We start from the raw sequence: 15,688 nt of genomic DNA, 5'->3' as shown, positions 1-15,688 counted from the left end.
GCGGACTTTCATGCCGGGGGCTCCCAATGTTTTATGTCCTGCTCATATCGTCTGTGCCGGCACTTTGGGACACTCCTTTGCTAGAAGATTCGACGCAGGTCTCCGCGGTTGAGGGCTTCGTCGAAGAGGTGCTTGAATACCACGCTGCCGTGCAGGCCGTCGTGCTCGAACTCGTTGGTCACCCAGGCGTGCGAGTTGCCCACGCGGCTGAGCGTGTCGAGCTGCATGCCCGAGTCCACGTACATGTCATCGAAGTATACCGCGGCCTGGAGCGGTACCTCGTTACAGGCCAGGCGCTGCGGGTCGTAGATCTTGTCCCAGCTGGTGTCCTCCATCAGCAGGTCCATCGCCGGCTTGAAGGGCTTAAGTTCGGGCATCTGCTCAAACATCCACGGGAACATGGCCTCGCCGGTAAACATGAGCGGGCGTGCGAGGGTGTCGAACTCGGCACGATGGGCTTTCTCTTCTGCTGCGGCCCAGCGAATGGGCATGGTGTCGCCGTCGGCGTAGATGAACTCCTGCAGTGTCCAGTACAGCGGGTTCGTGCGCGTATTGGTGCGCTCGAAAGCGCGCATCAAAAAGCTGTCGGATACCGAGGCGCCGCAGCTCAGCGTGCCGTCACCATCAACAAACGCGTGGTCGATAATCCAGTGCATGCGCTCAAAGCTCGGCTTCATGCCAAAGTCGCTGCCCATGAGCTGCAGGCGCTCGACCGTCATCGGCGAACCGTCGGGCAGTGCGGGTTTTTGCACCTCGATCGCATCGGCCAGCGCCGCCACGCGCTCGACATCGGCGGGGTAGCGGTCGTAATACTGCTGGGTCTTGGCCGCCATGCGCGGGAAAGTGTGCGCGTAGACCTCGCTGGCGCTCGCCGGCACGTGCGGAATGCCGCCGCAGGTAAAGCTTGCCGTCACGCCCTCCGGGAAGAGGGACAAATAACTCAGCGTCAAAAATCCGCCGTAGCTCTGGCCGATCGTGACCCAGGGCTTGCCGCCAAAGCCCACCAGACGCAGGTACTCAAAATCGCGCACGATGGAGCTGGCGAGGTGACGCTTGAGAAAGTCTGCCTGCGAGCGGGCCGCATCGGCGCCGGTTGCCTCCGCGCGCTCGCCCAGGGCTGCGATCGTGCGTCCGTCAACACAGCTGCTGCGTCCGGTGCCGCGCTGGTCGGGCAGCACGACACGGAAATGCTTGACGGCCTCCTCGATCCAGCCGTCGCTGGTGGGCGACAGCGGACGCGGGCTCTCGCCGCCGGGGCCGCCCTGCAAAAACAGGAGCAGCGGCAGATCGTCGTTGATGCGGTCGGGTGCGCAAACCACGCGGTAGAAAAGCTTGATGCTCTCGGGCGCGCCGGCGATGGGCGCCGGCATGGCGCCGCGGCGCATAGTGCTGCCGACGGCCAAAAGCATTGGCTCAAGGCCGCGCCAGTCGAGAGGGACATCGATGCTGTGGTCCTCGACATACAGGCCGGGGACGTGGTACGAAGTGATGAGCGCCATGTAATGCTTCCATTCGTTGCGGTGTTTCGGGTTGACCAATTCTACCGCCGTCGGCGAGGATGCGCATAAATCGGCTACCATGGTTGGCAAACATCTAAGAGAAAGGGCCGCCCATGTCGGTCGATATAGCCACGTATGTCCACGATCTTGCCGTCGAGACCAAGGCCGCTTCAGCCGCGCTTGCCACGGCGAGCGATGCCCAGCGCCAGGAGGCCGTGCGCGCCATGGCCGCGGCGCTGCGCGACGGTGTCGATTGCGTCATTGCCGCCAACGAGCTCGATATGTCTTCCGCGCGCGATGCGGGCACCTCGGCCGGACTGCTCGACCGCCTGCTGTTGACGCCCGAGCGCGTTGATGGCATGGCCGCCGGCCTGGAGAAGCTCGCTGAGCTGCCCGATCCCGTGGGCCGCGTGCTCGACCATCGCGTGCTTGCAAGTGGTGTGGACCTTACGCGTGTGACTGTGCCGCTGGGTCTGGTTGCCATGGTCTACGAGGCACGTCCCAACGTGACGGCCGACGCCGCGGGCATCTGCATCCGCACCGGCAACGCCTGCATCCTGCGCGGCGGTTCGCTGGCGTATCACTCGTGCGCCATGATTGCCGAGCTGCTGGCCGATGCGCTTGAGGCCCAGGGTTTCCCGCGCGAGGCAGTGTCGATGATCGAGTCTACCGACCGCGAGGCCACCGGCGAGCTCATGAAGCTCCGCGGCATCGTCGATGTGCTCATTCCGCGTGGCGGTGCGGGCCTGATTCAGCGTTGTGTACGCGAGTCGCTCGTACCGGTGATCGAGACGGGCACGGGTAACTGTCACATCTACGTGCATGAATCCGCCGACTTTGATAAGGCGCTCAACATTATCGTCAACGCTAAGACGCAGCGCGTGGGCGTGTGCAATGCCGCCGAGTCGCTGCTGGTCGACCGCGCCATGGCAGACACGTTTTTGCCCGCGGCTGTGGCTGTGCTGCACGACCACGGCGTGCTCATTCACGGCGACGAGGCCACGTGCGCCGCATGCGCCGACGCCGGTCTTGCCGAGGGCGACGACTACGTGGCCGCGACCGAGGAGGATTGGGGCCACGAGTATCTGGCGCTCGAGATGAGCGTGAAGGTCGTGGCGGACGAGGATGAGGCCATCGCGCACATCAACCGCTACGGCACCATGCATTCCGAGGCCATCATCGCCGAGGACGCGGACGCTTGCGAGCGCTTTTTGGATGAGATCGATGCCTCGGCCGTGTATGCCAATGCCAGTACGCGCTTCACCGACGGCGGCGAGTTTGGACTGGGCGCCGAGATCGGCATCTCGACCCAAAAGCTCCACGCCCGCGGCCCCTTTGCCGCCGAGGCCCTCACCACCTACAAATACAAGCTCCGCGGCACCGGCCAGGTCCGCCCCTAAACCTCTCGTAAGCAAAAACCACCACGAAGGGGACAGGCACCTTTGTGGTGGTTTTGATTTACTTGCGCACTCGTTCGTCGGCCAATTGTATCTAAGCATATTTTCGTCATGTAATAGGTGACATTTCGGCAGGTGGACGGCATTATCGGTAAGTAGATTCTCGCTGTTTTGCATATGCCGCGGAGGTATGTTTTGACATGAGAGCAAGGAGATGCCCATGTCAAGAAAACCTCGGCAGAAATCGCAGATTGGCCTATATCACATTACGATGAGGGGCAACGGCAAACAGCTTCTATTTGAGGATGATGCAGACAGGAGGCGGCTGTTGTCGCTTGTCCGGTCGTCGTTATCGAGGTTCAACGTCAAACTTATTGCTTGGTGCCTGATGGGCAATCACGTGCATCTTGTCGCGAGCGATCCCGATGATAACGTAAGTGAGTCCATGCACCTTGTCATGTCTTGCTACGCAACATGGTATAACCGCCGGCATGGGCATGTCGGCCACGTTTTTCAGGATAGATTTTCGAGCACTCCCATTTCGAGCGAGGAACATCTTCTCGATGCTATTCGATACGTGCATTTCAATCCGCAAAAAGCCGGTATTTGTCCGTATGGCGAGTATCGATGGAGCAGCCATCTGGATTATGTTGAACGCGACCCAGCTATTGCGACGGTCGATTTGGCGTTTGTTCGCCTTGCGTTTCCGCGCGCTTGCGACTATCGGGCCTTTATGGACGCATCCGATGTCGTGGTTGTTCGTCCGTCAGCGGGTGGGCGCATCGATGAAGATGAAGCTTTAGATGTGGGAATATCGCTGATTCGCTCGTTTGGGCTGAGTGAGCTTTCCGATGTTAAAGCCCTCGATAAGGCCAAACGAAATGAGATTTTGGCTGCGATGCGGAGCGCCGGCCTTTCGATCCGTCAGATTCAGCGCCTGACGGGTGTAGGGGAGTGGTCGATTCGCAAGGCAGGTTAGCTCGTTCTGATGCAAACAAAAACCACCACAAAGGTGCCTGTCCCCTTTGTGGTGGTTTTAGTGTTAGGCCTGGAAGGTGTCGCGATCGGGAGCGAAGGACTGCATGGCTGCGATGGTGCGGTCAAAGAGCTCGGGAAGCTCCCAGCCCAGCATCTCGGCGCCCTGCGAAATCACGTCGCGCGAGCAGCCGGCGGCGAAGCGCTTGTCCTTGAACTTCTTCTTGAGCGACTTGGTCGTAAAGTCCATGACGCTCTTGCTCGGGCGCATGATGACGGCAGCTCCGATCAGGCCGGTAAGCTCGTCGCAGGCAAACAGGATCTTCTCCATCTGCAGCTCGGGCTTGGGCAGCGAAGTGTTGAAATCGGACGTGTGCGACTGAATGGCACGGATGAGCTCAGGAGAGGCACCTTCGCCTTCGAGGATCTCGGCAGCGTAGATGGTGTGGTTCATGGGGTCGTCCTCATGCTCCTCCCAATCCAGGTCGTGGAGCAGGCCGACGATGCCCCAGAACTCCTCGTTCTCGGGGTCGAACTCGCGCGCAAAGTAGCGCATGGTGCCCTCGACGGTTTCGCCATGGGTGATGTGGAACGAATCCTTGTTGTGCTCGTTGAGCAGTTCGAATGCGCGGTCGCGGGTGATTCCGGCGGTAAGCGACTCTGCCATAACAGACTCCTTGTGCTCGTGGGTATCGATAAGATTGAATACTACTAGAACAAGAAAACCACCACAAAGGTGCCTGTCCCCTTTGTGGTGGTTTTGGCGTGGGCAGGTTAGTTGAGGGCGGCTTGGGCTAGGCGGGCTTCGGCGGCCTCTTCGGTGACGCCCAGGGCCACGGCGAACTCCTCTATAGAGCGGCGCTTGGCCTCCTTGAGCACACGCATGTAGTAGGAACTGGGCTTTTTATCAGCTTCCTCGGCCTGGCGAATGCGGTGCATCATGGTTTTTGCCACGCGGACCGTCTCGGGCGCGCCCAGCTTGAGCTGCTGCTTAAAGTGCGTCTCCTCAAGCGAGCTGTTGCGCTCGGTAAAAGTGTCGCACTCCAGCTCGTCGTAGTGGCTCAGCAGGTGCTCGGCATCCTGCTGAGAGATGGCGGCATGCAGACGGTCGGCTTGCGCCACGGGGTACATGAGAATCGTCTGCGCATGTCCCTGCTTGGTCTCGAGCAGCAACATGGGCTGCGGCGTGTCGTCCCTAAAACCGACGACGGTGCAGACTCCCTGGCCCGGATGAATGACGTGTTGACCGATTGAGAACATGCTACCTCCAGCTTATACGAATTTGCGTATGTCTAGAATACCACGCTGACGTGCGCAAACCATCGCTTTATGCAGGAAAAGCACACAATTCCGATAGGTAAGAGTATTCGATATTCCGAGCAGCTCATGCACGTGTTTATGCATTTTCGGCAGGTGCACAATCAGCAGGCAAACCGCCATCTTTGAGTGGCCCTGTGCGAGCTGTAGTCATTTTTGTGCATATGCAATATCGATTGACTTTACCCTGCGACAGTAGCTACCGCTTGTGATAGAGTGCTACAAACTCTGGCTTTTGCCCTACGAGTGACCAAGAGCTCGGGGGCTTTAACACAAGGAGGATCTATGCCCGAGAAGATTGAAGAGCTGGTACGCGCTGCGCTTGCTGCGGCCCAGGAGGCCGGCGACCTTTCCGCATTTGAACTTGATGATTGCGCTATCGAGCGACCGGCCGACACTTCTCATGGCGAGTGGACCTCCACTATGGCCCTGAAGTCCGCCAAGCTGGCTCACTGCGCCCCGCGCAAGATTGCCGAGGCCATCGTTGCCCATATGCCCGAGGACCCCGCGATTGAGAAGGTCGAGATCGCAGGCCCCGGCTTCATTAACTTCTACCTCTCCGTTGCCGTCAAGAACGCCATTTTTGGCGAGGCCCGCGAGAAGGGCATGGACTTCGCTAAGTCTAACGTCGGTGGCGGCCTGAAGACCCAGGTCGAGTTCGTCTCCGCCAACCCTGTCGGCCCCATGCACATCGGCCACGGCCGCTGGGCCGCTCTGGGCGACTCCCTTTGCCGCGTTATGGACCACGCCGGTTACGACATCCAGCGAGAGTTCTACATCAACGACCACGGTTCTCAGATGAACACCTTCGGCAACTCCATCAGCACGCGCTATATGCAGCTTGCCGATATCATTGCCAAGCAGGGCGTTGATATCGACGAGGCTCACAAGCTCCTGATCGCCGACCGTGACGCCTTCGTTGCCGACGAGAACGACGAGCATCCCGAGACCCATCCGTATCAGGACAACTTTGCCGAGACCCTGGGCAAGGACTCCTACGGCGGCGACTACATCATCGATGAGGCTGCCGAGTTCTGGCGTACCGACGGCGACAAGTGGGTCGACGCCGATCCGCAGGAGCGCATGGAGAGCTTCCGTGAGCGCGGCTATGTGAAGATGGTCGACAACATGCGCGACCTCTGCCACGCCGTCAACTGCGACTTCGATCGTTGGTACTCCGAGCGCTCGCTGTATGTGAAGGACACCGAGGGCGAGACCGCCGGCACCTCTGCCGTCGACCGCGCTTTTGAGAAGCTCGACAAGATGGGCTACCTCTACACCAAGGACGGCGCCCTGTGGTTCCGTTCCACCGATCTGGGCGACGACAAAGACCGCGTCCTAATCAAGTCCGACGGCGAGTACACCTACTTCGCCTCCGACGTCGCCTATCACTGGGATAAGTTCCAGCGCGTCGATCACGTCATCGACATCTGGGGCGCCGACCACCACGGTTATATCGAGCGCGTCCGCTGCGTCTGCGACGCTCTCGGTTACCCCGGTAAGTTCGAGGTTCTGCTGGGCCAGCTCGTCAACCTGCTGCGCAACGGCAAGCCCGTCCGTATGTCCAAGCGTAAGGGTACCATGGTGACCCTGCAGGAGCTCGTCCATGAGGTCGGTTCCGATGCCGCTCGCTACACGCTCATCTCCAAGAGCTCCAATCAGATGGTCGACTTCGACATCGAGGCCGTTAAGAAGCGCGATAACTCCAACCCGGTCTATTACGTGCAGTATGCTCACGCCCGCGTGTGCTCCATCCTGCGCCGTGCCGCTGACGTTACGCCCGAGCAGGCTGACGAGATGGGCATGAAGGCCGTCGCCGCCAAGGCCATCGGTGAGAACGTCGATTACTCGCTGCTGACCGATCCGACCGAGCTCGCCCTTTCGCGTAAGCTCAACGAGCTCACCGACCTGATTGCCAGCTGCGCTCGTGATCGCGCCCCGTTCCGTCTGACGCATTTTGCCGAGGAGCTCGCCGGCGACTTCCATAGCTTCTACGCTGCCTGCCAGGTGCTGCCGAGCGAGGGCCGTCCCGTCGACCCCGAGCTTTCGCGTGCCCGTCTGGCCGCTTGCGACGCCGTTCGCGTGACGCTCGCCCTGGTGCTCACCCTCGTTGGCGTCTCCGCGCCCGAGCAGATGTAATCTGCGGTTCATTTGACCGTGTAGGTTCGGCTTTGCTGAGCCCTATAAGCCCGATCTCCATGCGGAGGTCGGGCTTTTTGCGTTTGGCGGGGCTTTTTGGCGTGTTGGAAAATGCTACAAAAAAGCAACTATACCGCTTTACGGGGCTGAATCGCTGCCTGGCGACCATAGCGACAGCAGTGAAAATAAAACCGCAGGTAGACGGCTTGCCGAATATTAAAAATGCAGGGTATGGTTGGCTTGCGCCGTTCTTACACCGTAATCCGCCATAGTTTTGAAAATGACCCCTTGGGGACGGAGGAAAACGGATCATTTATGTCCCGGGGGAGAGCGGTACGAAACCGTCCGCCACGAATCGGGCTTATCTACTACGTTTAGTCGCATACCCCGAACCATGTCGAAAGGCGCGATATTTAAAACCGCAGGTAGCGGGATTGCGATTTTAGGAAGACCGAGGGAATGGTCAGGGGTCGCGGGCCAAACGTAGTAGATAGGCGCGATTCGTGGCGAGTCGATCCTGGGACTGACGATTCTGCTCCCGTGCCTCGTGGTCACCACGATCTTTGGGGGCTCGGCTGGCCTATCCATATAAGTTGCAGTGGAATAGTTCCTGTTTGGGGCGGCTGCCGGGTTTTTCAGGAGCTCTTTCACCGCAACTTATGAGAGCTGGATATCGCCGCCCGCGGCTTTGTGAAGAGTGCCCCTTTTGACTAGTCGTTTAAGAACGTCCCCAATGACTAAGTTGCAGGTGGCGGCGGTTGTGTTACACTAACGCTGCGTAGTTGACGCAATCATCTCGATACAGATCAATGATGTCCGTCGTTTTGAACGGAACTAGACTGTTTAGCCGTCCTGAAGGTTTATGCAGGGAGCATGTGATCACAGGGCTTGAAAAGAAAGTTGAGCAAACACTGTGTCTGATCAACAGCAAGAAAACGAAATAACGACGACGCAGGCCGCTCCCGCTGCACCGGTTGCGTCGGACCAGGTCACGGCGCCCGCGCAAGCCTCGGCTCCTGAGACGCCCAAGGCTGCTTCGACGTCTACGCCTGCAGCGGCTGAGAAGGCCGTGTCTGCAACTAGTGAGGAGGCTGCTCCGGCAAAGCCCAAGCGCACGCGCCCCACGGCCAAGCCTGCCGCTGACGGCGAGGAGGTCACCAAGCCCAGGCGCCGTACCACGCGCGCGACGCGCGTCAAGCGCACCGTTGCAACTGACTCCTCGGCGCCGATTTCCGATGAGGTCGCGCAAGCACGTGCGTTGGCGCAGATTAGCGAGGCTCAGGTGGTGCGTGCCCGCCGTCGTGCTGCCGAGCGCGAGGCCGCGGCTCTGACCGAGCTTGCAGCTCCGTCTGTGCCCGAGACGTCTGCCGCCACCGAGACCCCTGCCTCCGACCAGCCGACCGAGAAGCCGGCACCGCGCACACGCCGTCGCACGGCTGCTAAGGCCGAGCAGGTTGCCGAACAGGTAACCCCCGAGCTCACTGAGGCTTCGGTCCGTTCCGCGGCAGGGAAGGGCGCATCGCCTGCTGAGCCTGCTGCGCCTGTCGAGGCCGGCGAAGTTCCCGTTGTCGATCCGGCTTTGCGCCCGCACCGTCGCGGTCGCAAGCCCAAGGCCTTCGTCGAGGCCGAGAAGGCCGCAGCCGCAGCCGCCGCCGCCGCTCGGGATGCTGCGGCGACCGCCGAGTCTGCAACCGCTGCCGACGCGCCCGTCCAGGATGCTACGACTTCCGAGGCCGCTCCCGCCGATGCCGAGCCCGCCGACGTCCGTCCCGGTCGCAGCCGTCGCACCGCTGCTAAGCGCACGTCCAAGGCTAAAGCCGCTAAGAAGGGCGCGTCCGAGGATTCCGCCGAGACGACCGCCGATGCATCGACTGATGTCGCCGAGCCTCAGGACGTCGAACAGCCTGCGTCCGAGAAACCCAAGCGCGGCCGTAAGAAGTCCGCCAGGGCCAAGGCCGCCGAGCAGCAGGCTGATGTCGAAGCGCAGGTCGATACCGGCGCCGAGGCCAATGACGCCGCCGCGGCCAATGTTGACACCGCCGCAACCGATGGCGCCGCGCCCGCCGAGGGCGAAGACGGCGCTCGCCCCAACCGTCGCCAGCACAAGCGCAACGACGAGCGCAACGAGCGCAAGGATGACCGCAACAACGACCGCCGCAACCGCCAGCGAGATCGCAAGCAGCGCAACAAGGAGCGTAATGCCGCTCCCACCGAGCCCACGCTTTCGCGCGAGGAACTCGCGGCCATGAAGGTCGCCGAGCTGCGCGAAAAGGCCAAGGAGTTCGAGATCGAGACGACTGGCAAGAAGAAGGCCGAGCTTGTCGAGGAGATCTACACCACTGCCGCGAAGGCCGAGGGCTTCCGCGACATCAAGGGCATTCTGCAGATTCGCCCGGACAGTTCCGGCATCATCCACGCCCATGGCTACATGAAGTCCAACGACGACGCCTTCGTGCCCGCCTACCTCATCCGCTCCGCGCGTCTGCGCACGGGCGATGTCATCGAGGGCTCGCTGCGTCCTTCGCGCGGCGGCGACAAGCGCGCCGGCCTCGCCAAGATCACGACCGTCAACGGTCTGGACCCCGAGCAGATTCGCAACCGTCCCAAGTTCGGCGACCTCACCCCGGTCTATCCCAACGAGCCGCTGCGCATGGAGCACGGCAAGGACTCCATTACCGGTCGCGCCATCGACATCGTGTCGCCGATCGGCAAGGGTCAGCGTGGCCTGATCGTGTCCCCGCCCAAGGCCGGCAAGACCACGATCCTCAAGAAGATCTGCCAGTCTATCTCGATTAACAACCCCGAGGTGCACCTCATCTGCCTGCTCGTCGACGAGCGCCCCGAAGAGGTCACCGATATGCAGCGTTCTATCAAGGGCGAGGTTGTGGCGTCGACCTTCGATATGCCCGCCGACAACCACACCCGCGTGGCCGAGCTCGTCATCGAGCGTGCCAAGCGCATTGTTGAGCTGGGCGGCGATGTTGTGGTGGTGCTCGACTCCATCACGCGTCTTGCCCGCGCCTACAACTTGGCGGCGCCCGCCTCAGGCCGCATCCTTTCGGGCGGCGTCGATTCGGCGGCACTGTATCCGCCCAAGCGCTTCCTGGGTGCAGCCCGTAATATCGAGAACGGTGGCTCGCTCACCATCCTGGCCTCTGCCCTCATCGACACCGGTTCCAAGATGGACGAGGTCATCTTTGAGGAGTTCAAGGGCACCGGCAACATGGAGCTTAAGCTCGACCGCGACCTGGCCGACCGCCGCATCTTCCCGGCTATCGACCCCGTTGCCTCCGGTACGCGTAACGAGGACCTGTTGGTCGACGAGCAGATGCGTCCGTTTGTCTTTGGCCTGCGTCGCATTCTTGCCGGCATGAACAACACCGAACGCGCAGCCGCGTCGTTCATCAAGGGTCTTAAGGGCACCAACACCAACCAGGAGTTCCTGGTGCGTTCGGCCAAAAAGCACAGCGACTACGAGCAGACGTTCTAGGTTGTCATCCACACGCAGCGATAGTCATCAATGCGATAAAGGGTCGGGGCTTTGAGCCTCGGCCCTTTTCCATATCGCCGCTCCGCGCTTATTTTTGACCATAAGACAGGCAAGCAGCAGGTTTCCCGTTTCAATCCGACATTGTCGCTTGCAATCGACAGGGCGGTTTCGCATAATAGCTTTTAAGCTTCGCGACGGAAAACGCAGATGAAACGAACCATATACCGTTGCTTTGGGGCATAGCCCCGCTTCATCTTCTCTCGCGCAGCCAACTGAATGATGCGATTTGGGTGCTGGAAGATGGGGAGAGCTCATGGCTTCTTCTGATGCAACACAACGAGCAGTCCTTGCCGGACTTTCGTGCGGGATCGGCCTTGCCGCTCCCGTGGTTATGTATGCCGCGACGCTGCCGTTTTCGTCTGTGAACGAGACGGTCGTGGCGGGTGCGGTTCCCTTCGCCGTGGGCGCAGTGGCGGGCGTGGGTATCTATGCCGTCTCGCTGGGTATCTCCGAGTACCGTGCGCAGCGTGAAGAGCGTCTGTTCCAGCCCGATGCCATGGGCGGTGCCGCCAATCTCAATCAACATCAAAGTGAGTTCAAGACCGCCTCGATTCCAGCTCAGCAGCAGGATGCGACTCCTTACGCTGCGGCTTCTGCTTCTCAGACTCAGGCGGAGCAGTCTACCTCGACATTCCTTTCCGGCCTGACTGGTGCGTTCCAGCGCCGTCATGCCGATGATGGTGTCCCTACCATCGCTCGAGCCGTAGATGCTATGGACGAGGCCGAGGCTTGGTCCATGATCGACAGTATGCTCGACGACGATTCGCCGGTGAGCTGCGACCCTGCACACTCGCGCGACGTCTATCAAGTCGCCATCGACGAGCTCACCAACGGCGGGCAGACCGGCTCCTTCAATCGCGACGACATCGCCGCCGCGGCACGCGCCGTGTCTGGTTCCCAGGCCGCCCCTGCGGGCAGCACGGCGGCTTTCGTGGCACTCGTTGCCAACGCGGCAGCCAATAACGCCTACAACGCTACCTCGGCGGACGCGAACGCTTCTGCCGACAATTCGTACATTGATGAAGCCATGGCCGCGGACGAGGAGGCCGTTGCCGCCCGCCGTGCCGCCGAAAGCTCGCTGTGGGGCGCTCCTGCCCAGCAGCAGGCGGCTGAGGCTGCGCCGTACAATGCAAACCTCGCCAGCATGCCTATCATCTCCGGTGCCGCGGACATCGATCTCGACGAGCCTGCAGCCATCACCGCATCGATTGATGCCCAAGATCGCATCGACACCGGAGACCTTCCGGACGCCTCGCTCGAGGTTGATGTCCCTATGGCCGACTACTCGGGCCACGAGAACATGTGGGCCGCCGCCACCGCGATTCTGGATGAGATCGACGAGCCTGCTCCTGTTGCGGCCCCCGCTCCCGTCGCTGCCCCTCAGCTTGCTGCCCCCGCCTATGTCGGCCGTCACAGCGCTGTGTTCCCCGAGGATACCGCCCGTATCTCGCGCGAGAGCATCGAGCGGGCCGAGGCTATTGCCGCCGGCATTATGGAAAATCGTCGTCACGAGCGCGTCAATCAGATCCTAGAAGAAGAGATCGAGCGCCTGCAGTCCTCTACTGCCAAGCGTACGGGCCGTGCCTATCTGAGCGTTATCGAGGGCGGTACCGCCAGCTTCGCGCCGCTCCGCGCGGAGGCATAACTTCTGCATGGTTAAGATCAATCGAAAATGGGCGGTCGTGACCTGCCTGATGGCACTCTTGATCTGGGGCAATTCGCTGGTTCCCGGCTCGGGGTCGGGCTCGCTGAGCCTGACGGTCATGGAAGCTATCCGCGGTTTCCTGCACGGCGTGGGACTTCCATATGCATGGGTGACCAACTTTGTTGTTCGCAAGTGCGCGCATTTTACCGAGTATATGGTGCTCGGCATCCTGGCAACGCATGCGTTTGATTTTGAGGGCCGGCGCACCTTTGACGTGCTGCTGCCCACGGCGGTGTTCCTGCTGCTGATTCCCTCGATCGACGAGACGATTCAACTCTTTGTGCCGGGACGCGCCGGCATGATCACCGATGTGATGATCGACTGCTGTGGAGCGGCAACGGGCGTTGTGCTCCGATATCTCTTACGGTCGCTGATGTGCGCCAAAAAGGCCGCCTAGGACGTATTGTTTGGTCCTAGGCGGCCTTTTTTATTTGAGGGTTTATATGAGGCGTGGTGGCGTCGTTCCGTAGGTCGGATTTGCCGGGCGTGCCACGTCCCGTGGGTGCGTCTGCTACTGAAGCGCCTGTGCGCCCAGGGCCAGGCAGCCCATAATGCCCTGCTTGCCCTCGAGGCTGTTGTTGACGATGTAGTTATCGATGTCGGCCATCTCGGGTGTGACGATGTAGCCGTTGAGCATCTCGGCGCACTTCTTGCGCGCGAGCGGCACGATGGGGGTGTGGTCGGCCACGCCGCCACCGATGACGATCTTCTGCGGCGCATAGCACAGCGTGTAGGTCATGAGTGCCTGCGCCAGATAGCCGGCGAGCAGGTCCATGGCCTCCGGGTCATCGGCCATCTCTCCGGCGCTCTTGCCATTCCAGCGCTTTTTAACACCGGGGCCGGCGATGAGGCCCTCGAGGCAGCTGTCGTGGAAGGGGCAGGCGCTGTGCTCGCCAATGGTGTCGCGCGGGTCGCGCGTGACCAGGATGTGACCGGCCTCGGGGTGCATCATGCCGTGCACAAGCTGGCCGCCCGAGAGCACACCGGCGCCCACGCCGGTGCCGATGGTCAGGTAGACCACATCGGTGAGGCCCTGAGCGCAACCAAACGTGACCTCGCCCAGGCAGGCGACGTTGACGTCGGTATCGTAGCCGCAGGGGATATTGAGCTCGTTTTGGATGCTGCCCAGCAGGTCAAAGTAGCGCCATGCCGTCTTTGGGGTCTCTAGGATCTTGCCGTACTGCGGCGAAGCGGGGTTGACCGCGGTGGGGCCAAACGCGCCGATGCCCAACGCGGCGATGCCCTTGTTCGCAAACCACGCGTTGACGGCCTCGACGGTCTCCTGTGGAGTCGTGGTCGCGATCCGCTCGCGCTCTAGGACCGTACCGTCCGCATAGCCCGTGGCGCAGACCATCTTGGTGCCACCGGCCTCGAGCGCTCCGATAAGCTGCTGCTCTGCCATAGTATTCCTCTCTCTGGGACGAATTGCTCCTTCTCTAAGTATAGCGCTCTAAAAACTAAATAAGGTCGCTATAAAAAGAAACCTCGTGACCCAACGGGTTCGCGAGGTTTCTTTAGTGCCTTTAGTTACTGGGTCGTCCTTACCCGCGTGGCTCGATTTTATCACGCAGGGACTTGAGGTTTTCGAGTGCGGAGATAAGCGTTTCGTCGCGCTTGGCAAAGTGGAGGCGAATCAGATGGTTGACCGGTTCGCGGAAGAATCTCGAGCCGGGAACAGCGCCCACACCCACCTTGGAGGCCAAATCCTCGCAGAAGTCGAGGTCGCTGTCATAGCCAAACTCAGAGATGTCCATCATCACGTAGTAGGCGCCCTGCGGCACGTTATGCTCAAGGCCGATGCTGTCGAGTCCCTGGCAGAACAGGTCGCGCTTGGCGGTATAGAGGTCAAGGACCTCATCGTAATAGCTATCGTCGAAGTTGAGGGCGGTGACGACGGCTTCTTGCAGGGGAGCAGCGGCACCCACGGTGAGGAAGTCGTGGACCTTCTTGATGCGCTCGGTGATCTGGGCTGGGGCAATGGTGTAGCCCAGACGCCAGCCGGTGATGGAGTACGTCTTAGACAGTGAGCTGCAGCTGATGGTGCGCTCAAACATGCCGGGCAGCGTGGCCATGTACACGTGCTCGTGGGGCGCGTAGACGATGTGCTCGTAGACTTCGTCGGTGATGCAGCAGGCGTCGTACTTTTTGCAGAGGTCGGCGATAAAGGTGAGCTCCTCGCGGGTAAAGACCTTGCCGCAGGGGTTGGACGGGTTGCACAGGACGATCGCCTTGGGGTCGTTGTCGCGGAAGGCCGCCTCGAGGACCTCACGATCAAAGTCAAAGGTGGGCGGGTTGAGCGGCACATAGATGGGCTCAGCCCCCGAGAGAATGGTGTCAGCGCCGTAGTTCTCGTAGAACGGCGAGAAGATTACGACCTTGTCGCCGGGGTTCGTGACCGTCATCATGGCGGCCATCATGGCCTCGGTGGAGCCGCAGGTGACTACGATATTCTCGTTGGGGTTCACCGGCATGCCCATAAAATGCTCCTGCTTGGCGGCAAGCGCCTCACGCATGGCCTGGGAGCCCCAGGTGATGGAGTACTGGTGGTAAAGCGGCTTGGGGTCGGTGGCGATGGTGCTGAGGCTATCGAGCAGCTGCGCCGGGGGATCGAAGTCAGGGAAGCCCTGCGACAGGTTGACGGCGCCGTACTTATTGGAGATGCGCGTCATGCGACGGATGACGGAATCGGTAAATAATGCCGTGCGGTTGGAGAGTTCTTTCATGCTTGTCCTTTCGAACTTCAGGGTGGGGCAAGTTTACTCCTATGAAACCGGTGGGATTTGCTTGAAATGGTCTCGAAAAACTCTTTTCAAAATTCTTGAAAATTGGGGCTTGCATCGCGTGGCGTTCCTTGCAATAATAGTCGAGCGCGAAGCGCACAGGACACGGTGGGTGTAGCTCAGTTGGCTAGAGCGACGGGTTGTGGTCCCGTAGGTCGAGGGTTCGAGTCCCTTTACCCACCCCAGTTCTTACTTCGTGTTGATATCGGGTCGTTAGCTCAGTTGGTAGAGCAGGGGACTCTTAATCCCAAGGTCCAGGGTTCGACCCCCTGACGGCCCACCACACGATATCTCCTCTAAAGTCCGCCACAACGGACTTTATCTTT

At 60.7% G+C, this 15,688-nt stretch carries 11 protein-coding genes and 2 tRNA genes; 8 read left to right on the top strand and 5 right to left on the bottom strand.

The features are described 5' to 3' along the window. Positions 1-80: 80 nt before the first annotated feature. Positions 81-1,499 (bottom strand): alpha/beta fold hydrolase, encoded by a 1,419-nt coding sequence (locus DW029_RS09695; RefSeq protein ID WP_117794632.1) that lies wholly within the window; start codon positions 1,497-1,499, stop codon positions 81-83. Between the two features lie 113 nt (positions 1,500-1,612). Here DW029_RS09695 and DW029_RS09690 point away from each other — a divergent pair, with 113 nt between their 5' ends. Together DW029_RS09690 and DW029_RS09685 are read left to right on the top strand one after the other, a co-directional pair. Then, positions 1,613-2,899: a glutamate-5-semialdehyde dehydrogenase gene (locus tag DW029_RS09690; RefSeq protein WP_117763101.1), complete on the top strand. Its 1,287-nt coding sequence runs from the start codon at positions 1,613-1,615 to the stop codon at positions 2,897-2,899. Positions 2,900-3,116: 217 nt separating this feature from the next. After that, the gene (locus tag DW029_RS09685) at positions 3,117-3,875 is read left to right on the top strand and encodes a transposase (protein ID WP_158570746.1); all 759 of its coding nucleotides are present in this window, start codon (positions 3,117-3,119) and stop codon (positions 3,873-3,875) included. Between the two features lie 63 nt (positions 3,876-3,938). Here DW029_RS09685 and DW029_RS09680 read toward each other — a convergent pair whose 3' ends face one another. Both DW029_RS09680 and DW029_RS09675 read right to left on the bottom strand, forming a co-directional pair. Beyond that, positions 3,939-4,538, bottom strand: a complete 600-nt coding sequence (locus DW029_RS09680; RefSeq protein WP_117735607.1) for an HD domain-containing protein — start codon at positions 4,536-4,538, stop codon at positions 3,939-3,941. Between the two features lie 107 nt (positions 4,539-4,645). Next, positions 4,646-5,131 (bottom strand): CarD family transcriptional regulator, encoded by a 486-nt coding sequence (locus DW029_RS09675; protein WP_006235480.1) that lies wholly within the window; start codon positions 5,129-5,131, stop codon positions 4,646-4,648. A gap of 342 nt (positions 5,132-5,473) precedes the next feature. On the opposite strand from DW029_RS09675, the gene argS reads away from it, so the two are divergent. From argS to DW029_RS09655, 4 genes are all read left to right on the top strand, one after another. Beyond that, positions 5,474-7,327, top strand: a complete 1,854-nt coding sequence (gene argS, locus DW029_RS09670; protein ID WP_117743968.1) for an arginine--tRNA ligase — start codon at positions 5,474-5,476, stop codon at positions 7,325-7,327. A gap of 913 nt (positions 7,328-8,240) precedes the next feature. After that, positions 8,241-10,817, top strand: coding sequence for a transcription termination factor Rho (gene rho / locus DW029_RS09665; protein ID WP_233543854.1), 2,577 nt, complete (start codon positions 8,241-8,243; stop codon positions 10,815-10,817). A 313-nt stretch (positions 10,818-11,130) separates the two neighbouring features. Continuing rightward, entirely contained in the window at positions 11,131-12,522 is a 1,392-nt protein-coding gene (locus DW029_RS09660) for a hypothetical protein (protein ID WP_118345959.1), read from the top strand. 7 nt (positions 12,523-12,529) lie between these two features. Further along, a complete protein-coding gene (locus DW029_RS09655) occupies positions 12,530-12,979 on the top strand; it encodes a VanZ family protein (RefSeq protein WP_117735610.1) in 450 nt (149 codons plus the stop codon). 114 nt (positions 12,980-13,093) lie between these two features. On the opposite strand, the gene DW029_RS09650 is transcribed toward DW029_RS09655, so the two are convergent. Both DW029_RS09650 and DW029_RS09645 read right to left on the bottom strand, forming a co-directional pair. After that, positions 13,094-13,984, bottom strand: a complete 891-nt coding sequence (locus DW029_RS09650; RefSeq protein WP_117763096.1) for an ROK family protein — start codon at positions 13,982-13,984, stop codon at positions 13,094-13,096. Between the two features lie 139 nt (positions 13,985-14,123). Further along, complete coding sequence (locus DW029_RS09645; RefSeq protein WP_118345958.1) at positions 14,124-15,305, bottom strand: pyridoxal phosphate-dependent aminotransferase; 1,182 nt, start codon at positions 15,303-15,305, stop codon at positions 14,124-14,126. A gap of 165 nt (positions 15,306-15,470) precedes the next feature. Between DW029_RS09645 and DW029_RS09640 the strand changes: the two genes are divergently transcribed. Then, positions 15,471-15,547: transfer RNA gene (locus DW029_RS09640), tRNA-His, on the top strand. A 22-nt stretch (positions 15,548-15,569) separates the two neighbouring features. Further along, a tRNA-Lys gene (locus DW029_RS09635) sits at positions 15,570-15,645 on the top strand. The last annotated feature ends 43 nt before the right edge of the window (positions 15,646-15,688 follow it).

It is taken from the genome of Collinsella sp. AF38-3AC (genome assembly GCF_003474365.1).
GTDB lineage: Bacteria > Actinomycetota > Coriobacteriia > Coriobacteriales > Coriobacteriaceae > Collinsella.
The sequence above is the reverse complement of the archived record's forward strand: the minus strand, read 5'-3'. Positions and strand labels throughout refer to the sequence as shown.